We start from the raw sequence: 22133 nt of genomic DNA, 5'->3' as shown, positions 1-22133 counted from the left end.
CAGGGAATCAAATGAACGGGACTCATCCAAATAATCTCCAGATGAACAAAGTAGAACTGATTCGTTTTGGCCATCACTTCAAAGCGATTAAAAAGAATTGGCTAAGCATCGCAGCATTCACGCTTCTGTTCTCATTAACTTGTACTTGGTATATCTACTCCAAAGCATCGATATACCAAGCTACAGCTACGCTACTCATCCAAGAGGAGCAAAAAAGCGCCCTTTCAATCGAGGAAGTATATGGCGTCGACACGACAAAAAAAGAGTACTTTCAAACGCAAATCGCCATTTTAAAATCGAATCATATTGCAGATAAGGTCATTAGGGAGCTGAACCTCACCCAATTACCTGAATTCACAAGCTCAGGGGGGTTAAATAAAAAAATCGACCAAATAAAGTCGATTCCTTTTGTTCAAGACCTACTGAATGTGGCACCAAGCCCAAAAGAAACCGCGCAGTTTTCAGAGTCCTATTATCAGGCACTTCAAGCTTTCAGAAGTAAACTCGATATTGAGCCAGTACGTAACACCCAATTAGTCAGAATTCGCTTTCGTTCTACCGATCCTAAGCTTGCTACGACAATCGCCAACGCGGTCGGCCAAGCCTATATTGACGCAAATTTTGAAGCCAAATTGGTCGTTACACAAAATGCGGCTACTTGGTTGACAAATAACTCTCAAAAATTGGAGGAGCGATTACGTAACTCGGAGCAAGCGCTGCAAGAATTCTTGTTAAAAGAAGGGTTGATCGATATAAACGGTATTGATGAAATTTACGCAAATGAGCTAGAAGAACTCACTCGCAAGCTGAATATCGCTGTTAATAAGCGTATTGAAGCGCAGACGTTAATCCAACTGTTACGACGTAAATCTTCGCAAAGTTTAGACAGCTTGTTGTCAATTGATGAATTCGCTAATCAAGCGCAAATCCGCGATCTAAAATTGTCGGAAGCACAGGCAGCCAAAAATCTCTCTGAACTGGCACAGCGCTACGGACCTAAGCATGATCGAATGATTCAGGCGAAAGCACAGCTTGCTGAAATTCAATCAAGAACCCAGCAACTCATCCGTGACATTTCCTTCAGTAAGCAACAAGACCTTCTTGCTGCAAAAGCGCAAGAGGACATGCTTCGAGCAGAACTCGATAACAAAAAGTCAGACTTTCAATCGTTAGGGTCACAAAAAGCGCGTTACGAACAGTTAAAACGCGAGGTTGAATCCAATAAGGCACTCTATGAAGCGTTCTTAAATCGTGAGAAAGAGACCAACGCCACCAGCGACTACAAGAATGTCACTGCTCGCTTTACTGATAAAGCCATCATTCCTCTATTCCCGGTGGCACCACAACGAATCAAACTGGTACTAATTGCCACCTTTTTTGGCTTTGCCATTGCTTGCGCTCTAGTCATCATCTTAGAAACGATGCGAGAAGTTATCCGAAGCGCAGCCGATGTGCAGGAAAAACTTGGTGTTACGTGTTTAGGTGTGATTCCTATGGTCAAAAAACGCAATTTGCGTAAAAACGGCGTCAGTTATACCGCGTATTTAGATGATGAAGAAAAACTATTTAGTGAAGCTTGCCGCTCGGTCAGAACCTCGCTTCTGCTCAGATTAACCAACACGAAGCAAAAGATATTGCCCTTTACCTCTGCTATTCCAGAAGAAGGAAAAACATCGACCAGTATCAATATGGCGGTGTCGTTTTCAAAAATGGAAAAGGTGTTGATCATCGACTGCGATTTACGTCGACCTTCCATCGCAAAGCGATTCGGTATTGCTGAATCAAGCCCTGGCTTAACGCATATCCTGACTATGGATACGCCAATCAAAGATTGTGTTACACATATAAAAGAAGCCAACTTAGATGTATTACCGGCCGGCCTAATTCCGCCAAACCCACAGGAATTACTGGCTTCTGATCGCTTTAAAAAGTTGCTCGAACATTTTCAAAATAAGTATGACCGGATCATTATCGATACACCACCCCTACTGTCAGTGAGTGACGCACTTATTCTTGGTCAGTATGCCAATGGTCTGATCACCGTCATTCGCTCAGAATCAACAAAATCATCACTGGTTAACCTTGCGTTATCTAAACAAATACAACACTCAGTTCCATCTCTTGGCGTCTTAATCACACAAGCCAAGGCCAAGGAAGGAGAGACGCTTTATGTCCAGAAATACGCCTACTAACGTAAACCTATCTTGGTACCAAACGTTGAAAAGCCAAGAACAGCCGGTATTGATCTATCAAATGGGCAAAGTAGGTTCGAGTGCATTAGAGCATTCCATTCCTGACTCGATTCACTTGCACGACCTTATGACCGTCGATGCGCAAAAACAAATATCCCCCGTTAGAGCGCAATTGCATAAGCCTCAGATCAATGCGTTAAAGCGACGACTAAAGCGCATAACGATGAGCCGCATGTTAAAGCGTAAGAAAAAAGTTCGAATTATCTCGCTGGTGCGTGAACCGATCGGACGAAATGTCTCAATGTTCTTTCAAGCACTTCCTTTTTGGATGGCGGACAAATATCTAAAGGATGACAGCGCAATACGTACCGAACGACCGCAATTACTCCAAGAAGCATTTGATAAGCACATGAATCATCAATATGCGCTGCAGTGGTTTGACAACGAGATCAAACAACTAACAGGGATTGATGTGTTTAACGAGTCTTTTAATCACGAAGTAGGCTATCAAACATACCATAACAATAACTTCTCACTGTTGGTCATTCGAAGTGACAAGCTAACGAAGGCTAACTCCGCAGTTGAAGACTTTTTAGGTTACCCCGTGGATGTTGTTTATGAAAATCAATCAGACAACAAATGGTACTCGCCACTAATGAAAGAATTCAAAACGCAATTTCAACCTACACCCGAGTACGTTGAAGAAATGCTGAATTCTAAATTGACGAAGCACTTTTTCTCAAATACAGAAATCACCGACCTTAAACAGCAATATCTGACCAATTAATCATGAAAACCAAGATTCTACATATTATCAATGATCTTTCTCAGAACGGCGGTGCTCAGAAGTTCTTAGTCGACCTTGTTTTAGAACATAAGCCTGAATACGAAATCAAAATTTTGGTCTTGTGTGATGAAAATGATTACTTACCAATGCTATCCGCCCAAGGGGTAGAGTGTTTTAACTGGCGCACATTGTCATTGAGTGAGAAATTCTCTTTGCTGCGTTGGCCGGATGTCGTTCACGGGCACCTCTACCCTTCCATTTACCTAGCGCTATTGGCGGTAGGTAAAAAACGAATCCAGACTGAGCACTGTTCTTATAACCGTCGACGTGACTATCCGCTGTTTAAGTTCATGGAATACGTCTTATATTGGGGCCACGACTTGACGGTCAGTATTAGTGAAAAAGTACAAGATGAACTGGTGAAGTTCATGCCTCGCTATCAACATAAATATCACGTGGTGCACAATGGCGTTGATTTAAAAAGGTTTTCTATGACGCCAAGATTCGCCAGCCACCTAATCGACAAACCAGTTATCAAGATTGGAATGGTGGGCCGACTTCACCAACATAAAGACCATGAAACGCTTATCCAAGCACTTATCCATTTACCAAGACGATACGAACTCCACCTTGCGGGAGATGGAGAAAAAAAATCGTCACTGCAAGCATTGGCAACAAAAATCAACGTCGCGCAACGTGTTCACTTTCATGGCGTAGTTTCTGACGTTCCAGCCTTTTTGAACGACATGGATATTTACGTGCAATCGTCGCACGTCGAAGGCTTTGGTTTGGCGGCGGTTGAGGCGATGGCAGCAGGCTTACCCGTACTATCGTCGGACGTACCTGGTTTGGATGACGTCACCGGACGTGCCGAATATTTATTTCAAGTTGGTAACGCCACTGAACTGAGCCAAAAAGTTCTCCAACTGTGTGAAAGTGTTGAGCGGTATGACGCTGCAAGTCAATACTCAGTCAATAGGGCCTCTCTCTACACCATCGATAAATTTCGTGAAGGTTACTATGGAATCTACCAGCAGCTTTGCGCCAACAAATAGTTCCGCGCCATCGAGCCATCGCGCCTCATTGCTTGCAGCATGCCTATTAGTATTGTTCTTTATTCCAATGAAGTTTCGTGCTGGAGGAATAGCGCTAGCCCCATCTGACATCGCAAGCCTTTTGTCTATTGGTTTTACTGCATTAGTGGTATTGGAAGGAAAAGCTGAAAAACTCATACATCCCTGTATGGGGTTCCTCGTATTGTTCACTGGGTATGTGTTCATAAATGGTCTGCTAAATCGCGTCCCTTTAATGCCGCTAGTTATAGAAACTGTGCAATGGTTAGCGATTTTGTGCCTACTGAGCCTAATGTACGCCTATGGCGTGTTTGATGACGAACGGGTAATGGTTTATTTCACGTATCTGTTGTTTTTCATCTGTTCGCTCGTTGCCTTATGGCACTTTGCTCAGGGCTATCAAAGTGGGTTTAAGTTACTCGGGGTAAGTAAATACGGGTTCGGTGTACTGTGCTCACTACTGTACCTTTATCGAGATAAAATTCGCGCTTTCCACCTTTTGATGCTCGTAGCTTTAGTATTACTGGTGTTGTCACAAGAAAGAAAAGCGCTACTTGGTTTTTGTCTGCTTTTCTTCTTTGACCAACTGCTCGTAAAAAACTTAATGAGAAAATCGCTCAGCGAAACGTACACGTGGACAATTTTATTAGCCTTGAGCTTCATTGTGTTTACTGCCGTCACAACCACACTCTACGTTGGGTTTGAAACGCTAGCAGACACATTGGAAATAACCCAAGAAGACGTCTTATTTGCCAACCAAAGTGAAGCGCGCTGGGTATCAAATCTTCATAGAAAACTTTTACTTGCCAATGGGCTAGATATTTTACTTCAACACCCAGTGTTAGGTGTCGGCGCGAAAATGTTACCCAACTTTATGATCAGTTACTTTAATTATGATGAGCTGGCGATCTACACCCACAACTTTGTGTTAGATACCGCAATTGAATACGGATTGTTTGGTATCGGTCTGCTGTTTGGTGGTTATTTTCTTTTTATTCGCTTTTGCTTCCGTAGTCTTAATGAAAACAGAAAAAGCCTATTACTTGCGATATACGCCCTCATCATGGTGTTTTTCGTTGCGGTAAACACCACCATAATTTTAATACTCTTATTACCCGTCATGATCAGCATGAGCAACGACTCAAGGGCCATTGCTCATACTTTTCCGGTAAACCATCACCACGAATATGAATAATCAAGGATAGGATAGATGAAGTATTCAATCTCTCGACAATTTGAAAAGAACCGAGAACTCCAAGCTGATAATTTTGTTTTAGTTTACCAAATGGGCAAAGTTGGCTCCTCATCAATTGAGCACACGCTAGGGGAGAAAAATATCCCGAGCTATCACATCCACACCTTTGATGATCACGAAGAATTTCACATGTATCACAATAAAAAAGACGTGAGTAAATTCTTCGACTTCCGAAACCGCGCACTCTATCGCTTAGTGCTCAAGCAGCGAAAACGTATCTTACAAAAACGCGAGCAGATTAAAATCGTTACGCTGGTCCGCGATCCAATCGCAACTGTCTTTTCTCGTTTCTTTCAAGACCTCCATTTGCAATTTATCGAAGGCAAAAAGAATGATGCAATTCACCGAGATATGGAAGTCACGTATCAGCACCTCGAGCATTGCTTTGATAACTATATCAATCTCAACTATTTTGCGGACTGGTTCGACAACGAGTTAAAGCGTAATTTCAATATCGATGTGATGCGCCAAGAGCTGGACAACACTCAACCTTTCTTCACATTCCAGAACGATCAGGCCAACGTCATGCTAATCAAATGCGAACAGCTCAGTTCTCTTGATAAAGAAATCGGTGAGTTTCTTGAGTTGCAAGACTTCGTACTGAAAAACAGCAACGAAGCGAAAAACAAGTGGTACTCCAATATCCACCAACACTTTAAGAATCACTACGACTTCTCAAAACTGTTTTATATGTACGATCTTCCCTTGTATCGCCACGTTTATTCAGAGCAAGAGCGTGATGCTTTTAAACACAAATGGATGCAAACACCAGGGACAAAATCATCATGAAGAAAGTACTCCATGTTACAGAAGCGTTTGGAGGTGGCGTTCAAACCGCCCTCTATAGTTATGTTCACTCATCCAGAGACGAGCCTTATCAACATTTCTTGCTAGCCAGAGCCCGAGAAAACGACTTGACCAATGAGAACAACCACCACATTTTCGTACAGACAAAGTGGGTAGAAGGCGGCTTGCTTCAATTTATTCGCGATGCAAACCACATGATTGCATCACTTGCTCCCGACGTCGTGCATTTGCACTCGAGTAAAGCGGGATTTCTCGGCCGATTTCTAAAGCTTGGCAAGGCACGCTTGGTTTACACACCGCACTGTTATGCCTTCGAACGTGAAGATATCTCAGAGCTTGCACGCCAGATCTATAAAGCACTAGAGAAAGTAAAACTGAGCAAAATTGATGTGGTTGCAGGCTGTAGCCAACGAGAGTGTGACCTAGCCATTAGCATTGGTGCGAAACGTGCCGAACTGCTCAACAACTACGTGTCTTATCAAAGTGAAGATCGTATAGAGCGAAACAAGCAAGAAGCGCTGAAGCTCGTTGTACTTGGTCGTGTCGCGCCCCAAAAAGATCCTCAGTTTCTTATCAGCACATTGCAGTTCCTTAATCGGTATGCGCTTAACCGCCCGATAGAGATCACATGGATAGGTGGCGGTGACCACGTACTCGAACAGAAATTACGCACTGAAAATGTGGATGTAACGGGCATGCTGCCTCGCGATGAGGTAGTTGAAAAGCTCAAGGGTTCAGACCTTTATCTACATACTGCAGCATGGGAAGGGATGCCGTTAACCATTCTAGAAGCATCCAAGTTACATCTTCCTATGGTTATTCGGACCATCGGCGCAACCAAAGATCTCAACTACCCGTTTTTAGCGCTCACACCTGAAGAAATGGCCAAGCAGATCGCGCATTGTGTCAATCATTATGAAGAGATTGATTTTCGCCAATATACAGCAGAATTAAACGATGCCTTCAGTGAAGAAAAACAGCGCCTCGCACTCAATAAACTTTACGGTTAAATGCCCCTATGTTTCACACTGTTCAACAAAAATTACTGTTGATGCCCAGCGGTAAAAAAAGCTTGTTATCTACTGGATTAAAAACCGCAATCACGCGTGTGTTGAGTGCGCTATTTGCTTTTTTACTGACTCTGATTGTATCGAAGACCAGTGACGCTTCGACGGCCGGTCAATTTTTCTTTTTATTCAACCTAGTCTCGCTACTCGCTATCGTTTCTCAGCTAGGTTTTGATGTCTCGTTAGTTCGTTACAATGCGATCGCTTTTAATAACAAAGAGAAGCTTGAACAAAGCCAAAACTATAAAACCGCACTTTATCGAAGTATGGCATTTTGCTTGCTCGCCATAGGCGTTTTGTTAGCAGGGTTTAATTTGTTTCCAGAACAGCTAAACCAGACTCAATCACCAATGTATGCGATTACTTTATGCTTGCTTTGCATACCTTTCTTGGTGCTTGCGCAAACCAACAGTCGGGTGCTTCAAGCATGTAGAAAAGTAGTATCATCTCTGTTTGCGTTGCAGCTTGGGGTAAGCATGTTGATGGTCATTTTTGTCTTTGCCCTAGACTATATGGGTCAGCAAAATATCAACAATCTAATGACCGCACTGCTTTTAGCGAGCATAGGTGTCGCGGTCATATCTAGTGCCAATTGGCTTGGCTCAGATCAATATCAAACATCGGCTTTCGTACCAAACAAAAAAATGGTCTCTTCTGCCAAGCAAGTCTGGGTTGGCAGTATCTTCACGAATGTTCTTCAATGGGGAAGCCTTGTTATTACGGGCTTTTTTATCTCAACAGCGGAACTCGGTTTGTTAGCCGCAGCCCAACGTACATCACTACTGATTGGCTTCGTGCTGATTACCATTAACTTTGTGGTCGCCCCGATGTTTGCCTCTCTCTACAAAGAGCGTCAAATGCGTAAACTGCAGAACCTGAGCCGCTTGGCGTGCCGAGCCAATGTTGGTTTAGCGATTGTACCCGTAATTATTTGCACCCTCTTCCCCGAGTTTGTAATGCAGTTTTTTGGTGAGGAGTTTCTCGCCGCGGCGCCACTATTAGTCGTCCTTTCTCTGGGGCAGTTAGTCAATGTTGCGACTGGTTCAGTAGGTTTTTTATTATTAATGAGTGGTCATGAGAGAACCATGAAATACATTACAATTTCCTCCGGTACGGTGTCCATCTGCCTACTTGTTACGCTTTGCCAAATGTTTGGGGTGATTGGTGCAGCGTGGGCAATGGCAATTGGCATGGCTATCCAGAATTTAGCTGCACTGTACTTTGTAAAACGTTACTTAGGCTTCTTTCCAATAGGTTAATTATGGCTTTAATACTGGCACGCACGAGTTTTGTTTTAGTCCTGATGTTAACCGCTTCACTTTCTTTGTGGAAAAGCTCTGACCTACACCATACCGCTTACCTGCAAATGGAAACCTACTTAGGCGGATCGAGTACGCTTCACTTTACTTTCAGTTTATGGATCGGCTTTTTATCGGTCTTCACGTTCCCTTCTCTGGTGAGCTCGAATAAAACCGACTTTTTTGGGATTCGTCTTTTGCTACTGCTGTTGGCTATCGTTTCAATGGAAGAAATGAGCCAACTTTTTATTCCAAATCGATCATTTAGTTTTGATGATCTCAGCACCAACTGGATAGGCGTTATCTCAGGTTACTTTAGTGCCAAGTTAATTCGCTTCATCCGCACTCGGTCGTTCTAGTAATACAGGAATCTCTGGGGGATTTGGGTATATAATTACGCCAAACAACCAGACTAACGAGTACATCATGCCATCTCATCCAACCAAGATTACTTTTTTTGAATTCTTAACCCCGTTGATCACGTCAGGCAAAAAGACGATAACGATTCGAGATGAATCAGAAAGCCATTACGTTCCCAATACAGAAGTCGAAGTTTTTACCTTAGAAACGGATCGTAAAGTCTGCGATATCAAGATACGTTCTGTAGAACCACTTCACTTTGAAGATATTAATGAGTTTCATGCAGAACAAGAAGCCATCGAACTACCAAAACTCAAGCAGTTAATTCGAGAAATCTACCCAAATACCGACACGCTCTTTGTTATTGAGTATGAGCTGATTAAATAACCCACAACAAATACTAGACGACTGGTCTAATTCATCCTATAGTACACTTCATGAACGCAAAGACGAATGACACACGCCAACATATTCTCGACGTCGGATACGAGTTGATCGTAAACCGAGGGTTCACGAGTGTTGGTCTTTCAGAGCTATTAAAAAAGGCCGCAGTGCCAAAAGGTTCGTTTTATCATTACTTCAAATCCAAAGAACAATTTGGTGAAGCGATGATTCAAGACTACTTTACTAAGTATTTTGAGCGTTTAAACGCACGCTTTACCAATACTGAACTGAGTGGCTACCAACGCCTAATGAGCTATTTCGAAGAAATGGTCAAAGTAGAAGACGACGTGTGTAATGCGAACAAATGTTTATTGGTTAAGTTAAGTGCAGAAGTCTCCGATCTCTCTGAGTCAATGCGCTTGGCATTACGCCAAGGAGCAGACAAAACCATTCAAGCGATAGCGGATTGCATTGACATCGGCATTCAAGATGGCTCAATCCCCAATGGTGACAGTGCGTTATTAGCAAGGCAGATATACTACCTTTGGAATGGCGCTAGCTTGCTGAACAAACTTTATCAAGATCAGGCAGCATTGACGCAAAGTCTGACCTATACTCAACACTTACTGCAGAATACGCGCACTTGCCCATAACGGGCGGCGTGGAAGCAGAATGAACACCCTACACACGTTTCACTGTCAGAAAAAGCGTCAGTGTTAACACAGTAAACCTTCCCGCTTTAAATAAGCGGGATATTTTGAAATAAATACTAGACGACCGGTCTAATCAACAAGTGAGATAGATATGACTAACGCAACAAATCGCAGAATCGTACTCGCGTCACGTCCCCATGGTGCACCGACACAAGAAAACTTTCGTTTAGAAGAGGTAACGAAACCGACTCCGAAAGAGGGTGAAATGCTATTGAGAACGGTTTATTTATCTCTAGATCCATACATGCGTGGTCGCATGAGTGATGCCGAATCATACGCTGACCCTGTTGCAATTGATGACGTAATGGTCGGTGGTACAGTTTGTCAGGTAGAAACATCAAACCACCCAGATTACGAAGCGGGTGAATGGATTCTTGCCTACACTGTTGGCTGGCAAGACTACGCTATCTCAACTGGTGAGATGGTCATTAAACTTGGTAAAGAACCGCAAAACCCTTCTTACGCGTTAGGCGTTGCAGGTATGCCAGGATTTACCGCGTACATGGGTTTACTCGACATTGGTCAGCCAAAACCAGGGGAAACCATCGTGGTAGCAGCTGCTACGGGGCCTGTAGGCGCAACAGTTGGTCAAATTGGTAGAATCAAAGGTTGCCGAGTTGTTGGTATAGCAGGCGGAGAAGAAAAATGCCGTTACGCTAAAGAGGTGCTTGGTTTCGATGAGTGTATTGATCACAAAGCTGAAGACTTTGCAGAACAACTGAAAAATGCCTGTGACAAAGGTATCGATGTTTACTTCGAAAACGTAGGTGGCAAAGTATTCGAGGCTGTAATGCCACTTCTGAATACAAATGCGCGTATCCCACTTTGTGGTTTGATTTCTCAGTACAACGCGACAGAGCTGCCTGAAGGTACCGACCACCTTCCATTACTAATGGGTAAGCTCCTGACCAAACGAATCAAGGTGCAAGGCTTCATCATTTTTGATGATTACGGACATCGTTACGGTGAATTTGCGCAAGATATTAAGCAATGGTTGGCAGAAGGAAAGATCCAATACCGCGAGCATCTAGTACAAGGACTGGATAATGCGCCAGAAGCATTCATCGGTCTGTTGGAAGGTAAGAATTTCGGCAAACTTGTAGTACAGATTAACGACCCATTATAAAAAGGGATATGTAAATGATTAAACTTCACCACCTCAATCAGTCTCGTTCAAAGCGCATCATTTGGTTACTTGAAGAGCTAGATGTAAATTACGAGATTGTACCCTATGTCCGTGATTCCGTGACCTTCATGGCACCGCCAGAACTAAAAAGTGTTCACCCATTAGGAAAGTCACCTGTTCTTGAAGATAACGGCGAGATTATCATTGAGTCAGGTGCAATGACCGAATATTTGATTGAGAAATACAGTGACGGAGCCTTTGCTCCTGAGCGTGGTACAAAAGCACACACAGAATATTTGCAATGGATGCATTTTGCAGAAAGCTCTGCAATTTTACCTATGCTGCTAAAAATCTTCGTAAGCAAAGAGCCAAATGAAACTCAGTTTTTATCAGGCTATGCCGACAAGGAAGCAATGAATGTACTAGGCTACTTCGAGCAATCCTTAGAAGGCAAAACTTACCTAGTAGAAGAGCGTCTGACTGGCGCAGACATCATGATGTCTTTCATTGTCGAATTGGTTCAAAAGTTTGGTTTAGTTAATCACTTCCCTAATATTGAACGTTATGGGAAACAGCTCGCGACACACCCAGCATGTGCAAAAGCTGAACAACTTGAAGTGAAGTACTCTTAATTACTTCCCCCCTTTCGCCCCTTTGATGACACGTAAAACTTCATTTAAGGGGCGATATTACTAGCATCGCAGACACGCTAACTGGATAGCGCTTCCCCCCAGTCAATCGCTTTCGAGAACGTCGATTGTTATGTCAATCAAGCTAATGTAGTAAATTTCTGATTCTAATATAGTTTCGACCATAGTCACCATCTATTGAATTGATAAGCAATATCAGTTTTCTCCCCCAGCTTTTCCGTAATAACCTCCTCTACAGTTTCTAAGGTATTGAACCCTGGAGGGAGAAGAAAAATGACAAACAAGAAATTGACTACAGCAGCAGGTTGCCCTGTCGCACATAACCAAAACGTTATGACTGCAGGTCCTCGTGGCCCTCAACTATTACAAGACGTTTGGTTCCTTGAAAAATTGGCACACTTTGACCGCGAAGTGATCCCTGAGCGTCGTATGCACGCAAAAGGTTCTGGTGCTTACGGTACGTTCACAGTAACGCACGACATCACAAAATACACTCGCGCTAAGATCTTCTCTGACATCGGCAAAAAAACAGAACTATTCGCTCGCTTCACTACTGTAGCTGGTGAGCGCGGTGCAGCAGACGCAGAACGCGACATCCGTGGTTTCGCACTAAAATTCTACACTGAAGAAGGTAACTGGGACTTGGTTGGTAACAACACACCAGTATTCTTCCTGCGTGACCCACTAAAATTCCCAGACCTAAACCACGCAGTAAAACGCGACCCTCGCACTAACATGCGTAGCTCTACCAACAACTGGGATTTCTGGACGTCATTACCTGAAGCATTCCACCAAGTGACTATCGTAATGAGTGACCGTGGTATCCCTGCTTCTTACCGTCATATGCATGGTTTTGGTAGCCACACATTCAGCTTCATCAACGCAGAAAACGAGCGTTACTGGGTAAAATTCCACTTCAAAACTCAGCAAGGCATCAAAAACCTAACTGACCAAGAAGCAGAAGCGATCGTAGGTAAAGACCGCGAAAGCCATCACCGTGACCTTTACGAAGCGATTGAGCGTCAAGACTTCCCTAAATGGAAGATGTACGTACAGATCATGCCTGAGCTAGAAGCGGATGAAGTCAACTTCAACCCATTCGACCTAACACGTGTATGGTCTCAAAAAGACTACCCACTGATCCCAGTTGGTGAGTTTGAACTGAACCGTAACCCAGAAAACTTCTACGCAGAAGTTGAGCAATCAGCGTTCAACCCAGCTGCAGTAGTACCTGGTATCGGCTTCTCTCCAGATAAGATGCTACAAGGTCGTCTGTTCGCTTACGGCGATGCTCAGCGTTACCGTCTAGGTGTGAACCACCATCAAATCCCAGTGAACGCACCTCGTTGCCCTGTTCACAGCTACCACCGCGATGGCGCAATGCGCGTTGATGGCAACTTTGGTTCAACACTAGGTTACGAGCCAAACTACAAACAAGAATGGGCAGAGCAACCAGATTACTCTGAGCCACCTCTACGCATCAACGGCAACGCTGATCACTACGATCACCGTGTAGACGAAGACTACTTCAGCCAAGCGGGTGACCTATTCCGTCTGATGAGTGAAGAGCAACGTCAAACTCTGTTCGACAACACAGCTCGCGCAATGGACGGTGTACCAGAGTTCATCCAACAGCGCCACGTTCAACACGCATACCAAGCGGACGAAGCGTACGGCAAAGGTCTTGAGATTGCACTAGGCTTAAACAAGTAAGCGAACGCTGTGATCGTCACGCTGTGTGATTAAAAGACATAAAAAAGGAGGTGCCCAACAGCACCTCCTGATTTCAAATCACTAATCCTTAATCACTAGCCACAACCAATGCTCAAGGAGATTCATTATGATTAACTTAGATTTCTTTAAGCTCTTTGATACCAAAGAACTGTTTATCTATTACTGATTCATCAACTACTGATTTTTAGCTACCGCTTTGATCAGTACTGATGTATCCATGCGACCTAAACCATCACGTTGAAGGTCTGCGTATTGCTCATCCACTTTCTTAGTCAGTGGAAGTTCTAGACCCACTCGCTCAGCTTCTTGCAGACAGAAACCTAAGTCTTTGCGCATCCAATCAATAGCGAAGCCAAAATCGAACTTGTCTTCAGCCATCGTATTTGCGCGGTTTTCCATCTGCCAAGAACCTGCAGCGCCATGCTTAAGCGTTTCTACAACTTGAGCGATGTCCAAGCCTGATTTTTGTGCCAGCAACAAAGCTTCACTCAGACCTTGTAAAACGCCTCCAATACAGATTTGGTTTACCATCTTACAGCGTTGACCCTGACCGTTTTCACCCAGTAGCGTCATCTGCTTCGCGTACACATCCATCGCCGGAGACACACGGTCAAAAATGCTTTGTTCACCACCACACATGATGGTTAGAACACCATTTTCTGCGCCTGCTTGACCACCAGAAACTGGCGCATCAATGAAGTGATTACCATACTTAGCACACGCTTCAGCCAGCTCAACCGCTAGGTCTGCAGAAGTGGTCGTGTGGTCCACTAGCACTGCATCCGCTTTCAAGCCGACCAGAATGCCCTCTTCACCGTAAACAACGCTACGAACGTCATCATCATTACCCACACAGGTAAAAACGATGTCACAGCCTTCTGCCGCTTCACGTGGTGTTTCACAAGCTACGCCTTGGTATTCTTCAGCCCATTTGTCGGCTTTCGCTTTTGTGCGGTTGTATACTTTGGTTTCAAAGCCCGCTTTACTTAGGTAACCAGCCATTGGGTATCCCATCACACCCAGACCAATAAATGCTACTCGTTGTTTTTCCATTGCACGCTTCCCTTAGTTCACCTGACTGAAATGTTTCGTAACATGCTACTAAAGAATTGAAATCATTACTCGTGATTTCTCTTTCCACGGTCTCGATGATCCAGTATTTCAGTTCGTTTATTGCGCCTTCTACACCCCTTTACTTGACGATTAGCATAACAGTCAAAGCACTTAAAAAGGTTTACTACTGCTTAGCATGGAACATCGCTTGCCCACTCTTGTCCTTGTTCGACCAGAAATTGATGTTGAACTGAGCATCATCGCTCATCTCAATACGATGCCAGTACTGCGGTGGGCTGGTAGCAAACTGGCCTGCATTAATCACCACCACTACTTCTGCTTCTGTGGCATTTTCATCAGCAAAGCCGTAGTAAGTCACTTGCCCTTCCATGACGCACAGCTGCCCAAACACAACCTCGGCGGTATTATGATGAGTCAGTAGCGCTGGTGGGACATTGTCTTTGGTGAAGAAAGGCGTTGAACGTTGAACAGTCCAGTCTTTAGGAATTCGTAGATGCGACATAATGATACCCTCTCTAATTACAATTCTTTTCGTTTAAATCGGTTAAGCCTGCGCGGCTTGAGACAACTCTCGAAGTAATGGAAATGCTTGCGTAACTTGTTCTCCCGTCACGACGAAGCCCATGAGTCGGCTATTTTCATCTTCTGCCTTTGCGGCAATGCCGGTTTGAGAAATCTGCACACTCCAATTCGTCACCGAACTAAAATCGCCTGCCAATTGAATTGGGTAGCTCGGCGTTTTCACCTTTACCATCATAGGTGGTAGTTTCAACTCTGCTTCTTGCTCCAGTAGTTGTTTCCCTAAAACATTGGCACTTAGCACGATCGGTTGGAGATACGGCATCATTCGACCTTGGATCTCGGCACAATCGCCTAATGCGAACACATTGGCTGCTGATGTCTGTAATCGAGCATCCACCTCAATGCCTTTATTCACGCTCACCCCACAAGCTTTCGCTAACCAAGTGTTAGCACGTAAACCCGCAGCTGAAATCACTATATCGGCTTGGATTGCTTTACCTTTGCTCAAGCTTGCCACCAGCGAATCATCTGAGTGATTGATCGCGACAACTCCAGTCTCCAAGGCAAGTTGAATACCTTGCAGCTTAAGTTGGTTTTCAAGCGGCAATGCAACGAATTCAGGAATCAAGTTAGCGAGCAAACGGGGATTTGGCTCAACCACCGTAACTGCTTTACCACTGGTTGCGAGATCCATGGCGATCTCGACGCCGATCAAACCACCACCCATTACTAGAATTCGTTTCGCACGACTGATTTGCTCTTCCGCTAATTGATATTCTTGTAGCGAGTTTAGCGTTATCACCTCAGGTGCTGCATCACCAGATATTGGCGGCACAAAGGCTTTCGCGCCTGTCGCAAACACCAGTTTGGAGTAAGGATAGGTTTGGCCATTGGCTACCACTTGCTGAGCTTGCACGTCGACATGCTCAATCATGGTATGTGCGAACAGTTCGATGCTTTGTTCCTGTGCAAACGCCTCACCACTTTTAACCACTAAGTCTTGGGCCGTTTGTTTGTTACTGAATACATGACTCAAATCGGGCTTGTTGTATTCCGCGCCATCATCAGCAGTAAACACTTGCAGCGGAATATGTGCGTCCACTCGACGCACTGTTTTCACCAATTGGTAAGCCGCAAAGCCGCTACCAATAATCACAATAGGTGCTTGCATATTCGCCCCCTTACCCGTTGTATTCGACAAAGACGTCTTTACCCAAGTGGCATTCTGGGCACAAGAAGTAATCTGGCACTTCAGACCATGCCGTGCCCGGTTCAACGCCTTGATTAGGCTCGCCTTTAGCTGGGTCGTATACCCAATTACAAACGGTGCAAACCATGCATTGACAATCTGCGGGATGCGCCTCAGTACTAGGGTTACTAGAAGCAGTATCTACCACAGCTTGTGTTGCTACTTGTGCAACGGGTTGTGATTGAACTTGTGGTGCAGACGCCGCAATCGACGGAGCAAGAACAGGACTTGTCAGGTCATGCTTCGCCCACAATTTCGCGATGTTCTGACCATGTTCGCGACATTCACGCATCGCTTTACCATCTGGTCGCCATTTGGTTTTCAAACTCACTGCGGTTTCAAAGCCTGCGTCGGTCAATCGAGCATGGATACGATCCACCGCGCCACCATTCCAACCGTAACTACCGAATGCAGCGGCCTTCTTCGCTTTAAAGCGCAAACCAGTAATTTCTTCTAGCATGCCTGCGATCTTCGGCATCATGACGTTATTCATGGTAGACGAACCAACCAAGATGCCTTTTGAGCGGAATACGTTGGCGAGAATTTCATTCTTATCATGCTTAGAGACATTAAAGACTTTGACCGGCACGCTAGGGTCGACATCGTGAATGCCTTGCGCGATTGCATCGGCCATCATTCGGGTGTTGTTTGACATAGAATCGTAGAAAATCGTAATGCGATCTTCTTGATAATTGTCTGCCCACTCCAAATATTGTTCGATAATTTGAACTGGATTATCGCGCCATACAATACCGTGTGACGTAGCGATCATGTCGACAGGCAAATTAAAGCTCAGCACTTCTTTGATTTTTGCGGTTACCAAGCTGCTAAATGGCGTTAGGATGTTTGAGTAGTAACGCAAACACTGTTCCATCAACTCATTTTGATCCACTTCATCATTGAATAAGCGTTCATCGCAGTAGTGCTGACCAAATGCGTCATTGCTGAATAACACTGCATCGCCAGTTAGGTAAGTCATCATGCTGTCTGGCCAATGCAGCATCGGCGCTTCCACGAAGACCAATTGCTTACCATTACCAATATCGATGCTGTCGCCCGTTTTTACGGTTTTGAAGTTCCACTCAGGATGGTGATGATGACCCACAATTGAATCAATCGCCGCTTCTGTACAGTAAATTGGCGTGTTCGGAATCTTCTCCATTAATGCCGACAATGCACCTGAGTGATCTTCTTCTGCATGGTTTACCACGATAAAGTCGATAGACTTGAGGTCGATTTCCATTTCTAAATTTTGGATGAATTGTTGACTGAATCGGTGATCGACCGTATCAATCAATACGGTTTTCTCTTCACGAATTAGATAACTGTTGTAGCTGGTACCTTTTGTCATTTTGTATTCTGTACCGTGGAAGTCTTGAACTTCCCAATCGCGTTGACCTACCCAGTGGATGTTGTTTTTTACGTGAATTGTCATAATTACTACCTTGAATGACGGGATAAACAAAAATAATTTCTTCTTGTATTGCACTGGGCGTGCCAACTTTTAATTTATATAAATTTCAATAATTTAATTAAAAGTCAACTTTAATACATGTCATTTAGACACAGTTGAAAATTGTCATTAAGACACTACAATAGTCATATTGACACAATTGGTATTGGCTATGACTTCTTTAATCGCGCAATGGCTACACATCACGCAAGACCTTAACTCGGCGCTCACTCAACAGGCTCGCTTCGATACGTTATTAACCACGATTCGAGAGGTATTGAAGTGTGACTCTTCTGCCCTTCTTTTGTATGAAGACCAGCACTTTAAACCTTTAGCGATCAATGGATTGGCGAAGGAGGTCCTTGGACGCCGTTTCTCCATTGAACAGCACCCAAGGTTAGAAGCCATTGCTCGAGCAGGCGATATCGTCCGCTTTCCCTCTGACAGCGACTTACCTGATCCATACGATGGCTTGATTCCAAACCACGATGACAAACTGCATGTCCATTCCTGCATTGGTTTACCTTTGCTGATCGACGATCAACTGATTGGTGCCATTACGATTGACGCCTTCGACCCCAACCAATTTGATGGGCTACGCAACCAAGAGTTACGTTTTGTCAGCGCGTTGGCAGCAGGTGGCCTACACACTGCACTCCTACTAGAACAACTAGAGACACAAGCGAGCCTGCCACGCGACTCTTACGCCGAGAAACGCACCTTAAGTAATGAAATCATTGGTAACTCTCAGGGGATGAAGAATCTTCAAGAGCAGATTGACGCAGTCGCCGATACTGAATTGTCTGTGCTAGTGATGGGAGAAACGGGCGTGGGTAAAGAGTTGGTTGCGAGCGCTATTCACCATCGCTCTAGTCGCTCTAGCAATACTTTGGTTTACCTCAACTGTGCGGCACTGCCGGAATCAGTCGCGGAAAGCGAGTTGTTCGGCCATATCAAAGGCGCATTCACAGGCGCAATCAGCAATCGTAAGGGTAAGTTCGAACAAGCCGACGGCGGCACACTGTTTTTGGATGAAGTTGGCGAACTGTCGTTAGAGCTGCAAGCCAAGTTACTTCGAGCCCTACAATACGGCGACATTCAACGTGTGGGTGATGACCGTCATATTCGAGTCAACACACGCATTGTCGCCGCCACTAACCGCATATTGCATGAAGAAGTGACTGCTGGTCGCTTCCGAGCCGACTTGTATCATCGTTTAAGTGTCTTCCCGCTTCATGTTCCACCTCTTCGTGAACGTGAAGACGATGTGGTGTTACTCGCAGGCTTTTTTGCCGAACGTTTAAGAAGCAAATTGGGATTGAACAGCATTCGTTTGTCCCCCACTTTAGTGCAAGCACTCAAAGACTATTCATGGCCAGGCAACGTGCGAGAGCTTGAACATGTCATTAAACGTGCCGGTGTTTTGGCAAAAGCGCGCACTCACGCCATGGACATTGAGTTAGTTGAGCAAGATTTTGACATCCGAACGCCGAATCAGAACATCAAGAACGTTGAAGAAACGGAACAAAACTCTCGGCTTGAGCTACCAGAAGGTGGATTAAAGCTTGCCACAGATGCCTTCCAAAAAGCGATGATTGTTCGAGCACTGGAAGAGAACCAAGGTAACTGGGCAGCAACGGCACGTCAGCTTGAATTAGATAACGGCAATTTGCACCGATTAGCAAAACGGCTAGGGATAAAATAGACACTAACGAATATCACCTAATATGGCATATTCATCGCCAAATAAAGAGCCGATGCCCAACCGCTCACTCAGCCCACTATAAGTAGTGAGCTGAGTGCTCAGATAGAATAGCCACCTAAGTTTGACGGTATTTTCTTCTAAATTTTATTGTCTTGAACCACCTCACAGATTTAATAACCCTTAAAAATAAACACAATAATAGTTAAGGTATTTTTATGAGCCAGATCTAATAAAATTAAATATATAGTATTTATTTTAAGAATCTAAACTTTCAAAGTTCATCATAATAAATACAACCTCTATGTATACACTTTACCTTCAAAAAACATCAAAATATAATCCCTTCGATAAAAACACTTAAATGAATTTAACTGTATAAAAGTGAGGAGAATAAAATATGGGATATGGGGCGACAGTATATTCATTAGATACTGAAAAGGTTTTTAACGTACTAAAGAATGAGCGTAATCCAGAGCTAGAAAAAGCCATCATGGAAAGGTGTCAAGACTCCTTTAAAGTGATTAATGAAATGCTGGAAAGTAGTGGCGAAAGCATCCGAGCTGAAGAGCTTCTTATGCAGATGCTGTCTGAAGAGATAAAATACAGTCACTTGGGTTACGCATATGCTTACTTGCTTGAAGCTATATGTAAGATAACTGGTTATTACTTATCCAATAACTCTTGGTATCCTTGCGATGTAAACGATTTCTGCGATATTCCATTCACTAATACCGATTATCCTATAAAATTCCCATTCCCTGACGATTTCCCTGTTGTTTTTATGATAAAAAATCAAGATATTCACCAAGATAACGTTGACTTCGGAGGCTTATCAGAGCAACAAATATCTGAAGTCAAGAGCTGGTACACTCATGCAGTCGTAAACAATCGTGATTTGGTATTATTTTATTATTAATTTTAACTATTAATAAATTATCCAATAGTTAAAATAACAATAGAATATTAATAAAACTCTAGCTTATATTAAGCTAGAGTTTTATCTATTTAACTGAAATTTTCTAATTTTAAAAACATTATATTTCACACCTAATTTATAGACTCTGTGTATAGTGTGCTCAGAGGCAATGTGAACTCATAGGATCAAAATCAAGTTCTAATTTTTAGAAGAAAAACCGATCTGCTTGTGTCAAAATGCGCCATCCCAACCAAAAAGTCTTAATGTAATGAACTACCAAGCTGCTATTTTTGATATGGATGGTTTGCTCCTTGATACTGAGCGCGTCTGTATGCATATTTTCCAAGAAGCATGTGAAGCCCAGAACCTACCCTTCTATAAAGATGTTTACCTTTCAATCATTGGTCGCAATGCAGCGGGCATTGAAGTGATTTTTCGTAAAGCTTATGGGGATGATCTTGACCGCTTACACCAAGAGTGGCGCGACCGTTACGACGCTGTGGTTAAGCACCAAGCGATACCGGTAAAAGAAGGGGTGATTGAGCTGCTTGAGTGGTTGAAAGGCCAAGGGTTGCCAATTGCAGTCGCCACTTCTACAGCAAAAGAAGTGGCACAGAAGAAGTTGGAGTTAGCGGGCCTAAGCAAGTATTTCGACAACTTAACGACAGGCTGTGAAGTGTCACACGGCAAACCTGATCCAGAGATCTACCTGCTTGCAGCAAGTCGTCTAAGCGTAGATCCAACCAAATGTCTCGCCTTTGAAGATTCAAATAATGGCGTACGTGCTGCGGTAGCAGCGAACATGATCACTTATCAAATTCCTGATTTGGTTGAGCCTTGTGACGAAATAAAGCAATTAGACCATACTGTCGCACCTTCACTGCATGATGTGTTGCACACGTTAAAGCAAACTCGCTAGGCCTACTTGTCGTCTGTTCTCTAGAAGCTCAGCAATTTAGCTGAGCTTCTTTCTTGAAACCTCTCCAATACCGTAAAACCAAACAATTCTGCCACCCGTTTAGAGAGATTATTTTCACCTTAACTCTGGCTAATCACGACTTTTGATTTAACTCACGCAATCGCATGAAATAAGGCATTTGAGTGATCAAATAGCGGAACTGACCAGTACAAGCTTGCAACAAAACGTCAATATACCGATTGAAGCACGTTTTTGGAGTGAAAATTGGCTGATAATGAGAACTATTGGATAAGATCAATCCAAGTCAGCCTAAAATACAAAATGGAGAGTGTTATATGTCTTTACGTTTATTAGCAACAACCTTCGCATTAGTAGGAATGAGCTTTGGTGCCCAAGCCAGTGCCGAGTGTGAAGTGTCATTAGATGCTAACGATATGATGCAGTTTTCTACTAAAACATTGAGCGTACCAGCCACTTGTAAAGAGGTAAAACTAACGCTGAATCACACAGGTAAGATGCCAGCGCAATCGATGGGTCACAACGTGGTCATCTCTGACACAGCCAACCTACAAGCAGTCGGTACTGATGGCATGGCAGCTGGAGCAGAAAATAACTACGTAAAACCAAATGATGATCGCGTCTACGCTCACACAAAAGTAATTGGTGGCGGTGAAAGCACCAGCATTACGTTCAGTACTGAGAAAATGAAAGCCGGCGGTGACTATTCATTCTTCTGTTCGTTCCCGGGTCACTGGGCAATCATGCAGGGTAAATTTGAGCTAAAATAAAAGATTTAGCCAAGCCAAAAGAAGACTCATTATAGGGAAGCCAAGGCTTCCCTTTTTGATA

At 43.8% G+C, this 22133-nt stretch carries 21 protein-coding genes; 17 read left to right on the top strand and 4 right to left on the bottom strand.

Annotation, left to right across the window (positions count from 1 at the left end; translation table 11 throughout):
* The first annotated feature begins 11 nt into the window (after nt 1–11).
* The 13 genes from R7P35_RS01780 (at nt 12) to R7P35_RS01720 (ending at nt 13425) form a co-directional block, all read left to right on the top strand.
* Nucleotides 12–2192: a GumC family protein gene (locus R7P35_RS01780; protein ID WP_171053541.1), complete on the top strand. Its 2181-nt coding sequence runs from the start codon at nt 12–14 to the stop codon at nt 2190–2192.
* Nucleotides 2170–2979 (top strand): putative capsular polysaccharide synthesis family protein, encoded by an 810-nt coding sequence (locus tag R7P35_RS01775; RefSeq protein ID WP_053303826.1) that lies wholly within the window; start codon nt 2170–2172, stop codon nt 2977–2979. The genes R7P35_RS01780 and R7P35_RS01775 overlap by 23 nt, the downstream gene beginning before the upstream one ends.
* A 2-nt stretch (nt 2980–2981) precedes the next feature.
* Entirely contained in the window at nt 2982–4034 is a 1053-nt protein-coding gene (locus tag R7P35_RS01770; protein ID WP_053303827.1) for a glycosyltransferase, read from the top strand.
* Nucleotides 4000–5247, top strand: a complete 1248-nt coding sequence (locus tag R7P35_RS01765; RefSeq protein WP_053303828.1) for an O-antigen ligase family protein — start codon at nt 4000–4002, stop codon at nt 5245–5247. Before R7P35_RS01770 ends, R7P35_RS01765 begins: the two co-directional genes overlap by 35 nt.
* Before the next feature lie 15 nt (nt 5248–5262).
* Nucleotides 5263–6096: a putative capsular polysaccharide synthesis family protein gene (locus R7P35_RS01760; protein WP_005375258.1), complete on the top strand. Its 834-nt coding sequence runs from the start codon at nt 5263–5265 to the stop codon at nt 6094–6096.
* Nucleotides 6093–7124, top strand: a complete 1032-nt coding sequence (locus tag R7P35_RS01755; RefSeq protein WP_053303830.1) for a glycosyltransferase family 4 protein — start codon at nt 6093–6095, stop codon at nt 7122–7124. Before R7P35_RS01760 ends, R7P35_RS01755 begins: the two co-directional genes overlap by 4 nt.
* Nucleotides 7125–7132: 8 nt before the next feature.
* Nucleotides 7133–8440 carry an oligosaccharide flippase family protein gene (locus R7P35_RS01750; protein WP_318091610.1) on the top strand — a complete coding sequence of 436 codons (1308 nt, stop codon included), beginning with the start codon at nt 7133–7135 and terminating at the stop codon, nt 8438–8440.
* 2 nt (nt 8441–8442) lie between these two features.
* A complete protein-coding gene (locus tag R7P35_RS01745; RefSeq protein ID WP_053303831.1) occupies nt 8443–8838 on the top strand; it encodes a VanZ family protein in 396 nt (131 codons plus the stop codon).
* 67 nt (nt 8839–8905) lie between these two features.
* A complete protein-coding gene (gene yqfB, locus R7P35_RS01740; protein ID WP_005385855.1) occupies nt 8906–9226 on the top strand; it encodes a N(4)-acetylcytidine aminohydrolase in 321 nt (106 codons plus the stop codon).
* 50 nt (nt 9227–9276) lie between these two features.
* The gene (locus R7P35_RS01735; RefSeq protein WP_005385858.1) at nt 9277–9876 is read left to right on the top strand and encodes a TetR/AcrR family transcriptional regulator; all 600 of its coding nucleotides are present in this window, start codon (nt 9277–9279) and stop codon (nt 9874–9876) included.
* 151 nt (nt 9877–10027) lie between these two features.
* A complete protein-coding gene (locus tag R7P35_RS01730; protein ID WP_222716843.1) occupies nt 10028–11062 on the top strand; it encodes an NADP-dependent oxidoreductase in 1035 nt (344 codons plus the stop codon).
* Nucleotides 11063–11076: 14 nt separating this feature from the next.
* Nucleotides 11077–11694: a glutathione S-transferase family protein gene (locus R7P35_RS01725; RefSeq protein WP_053303833.1), complete on the top strand. Its 618-nt coding sequence runs from the start codon at nt 11077–11079 to the stop codon at nt 11692–11694.
* Nucleotides 11695–11985: 291 nt separating this feature from the next.
* Complete coding sequence (locus tag R7P35_RS01720) at nt 11986–13425, top strand: catalase (protein ID WP_017821260.1); 1440 nt, start codon at nt 11986–11988, stop codon at nt 13423–13425.
* 195 nt (nt 13426–13620) lie between these two features.
* Here R7P35_RS01720 and R7P35_RS01715 read toward each other — a convergent pair whose 3' ends face one another.
* The 4 genes from R7P35_RS01715 to norV form a co-directional block, all read right to left on the bottom strand.
* Nucleotides 13621–14499: an NAD(P)-dependent oxidoreductase gene (locus tag R7P35_RS01715; protein WP_005375233.1), complete on the bottom strand. Its 879-nt coding sequence runs from the start codon at nt 14497–14499 to the stop codon at nt 13621–13623.
* Between the two features lie 184 nt (nt 14500–14683).
* Entirely contained in the window at nt 14684–15022 is a 339-nt protein-coding gene (locus tag R7P35_RS01710; protein ID WP_318091607.1) for a DUF1971 domain-containing protein, read from the bottom strand.
* Nucleotides 15023–15064: 42 nt separating this feature from the next.
* The gene (gene norW, locus R7P35_RS01705) at nt 15065–16213 is read right to left on the bottom strand and encodes an NADH:flavorubredoxin reductase NorW (RefSeq protein WP_318091604.1); all 1149 of its coding nucleotides are present in this window, start codon (nt 16211–16213) and stop codon (nt 15065–15067) included.
* A 10-nt stretch (nt 16214–16223) separates the two neighbouring features.
* Entirely contained in the window at nt 16224–17726 is a 1503-nt protein-coding gene (gene norV / locus R7P35_RS01700; protein ID WP_176311309.1) for an anaerobic nitric oxide reductase flavorubredoxin, read from the bottom strand.
* Nucleotides 17727–17916: 190 nt separating this feature from the next.
* Here norV and norR point away from each other — a divergent pair, with 190 nt between their 5' ends.
* The 4 genes from norR (at nt 17917) to azu (ending at nt 22072) form a co-directional block, all read left to right on the top strand.
* Entirely contained in the window at nt 17917–19449 is a 1533-nt protein-coding gene (gene norR / locus R7P35_RS01695) for a nitric oxide reductase transcriptional regulator NorR (RefSeq protein WP_176311310.1), read from the top strand.
* A gap of 397 nt (nt 19450–19846) precedes the next feature.
* Nucleotides 19847–20365, top strand: coding sequence for a hypothetical protein (locus R7P35_RS01690; RefSeq protein WP_005375218.1), 519 nt, complete (start codon nt 19847–19849; stop codon nt 20363–20365).
* 268 nt (nt 20366–20633) lie between these two features.
* Nucleotides 20634–21284: an HAD family hydrolase gene (locus tag R7P35_RS01685; RefSeq protein ID WP_005375213.1), complete on the top strand. Its 651-nt coding sequence runs from the start codon at nt 20634–20636 to the stop codon at nt 21282–21284.
* Between the two features lie 335 nt (nt 21285–21619).
* Entirely contained in the window at nt 21620–22072 is a 453-nt protein-coding gene (azu, locus tag R7P35_RS01680; RefSeq protein WP_005375211.1) for an azurin, read from the top strand.
* Nucleotides 22073–22133: the final 61 nt, after the last annotated feature.

The organism is Vibrio sp. Vb0304 (assembly GCF_033338995.1).
Taxonomy (GTDB): domain Bacteria; phylum Pseudomonadota; class Gammaproteobacteria; order Enterobacterales; family Vibrionaceae; genus Vibrio; species Vibrio alginolyticus.
Note: the sequence above shows the minus strand (reverse complement) of the source record. Positions and strands in the feature narration are given on the sequence as shown.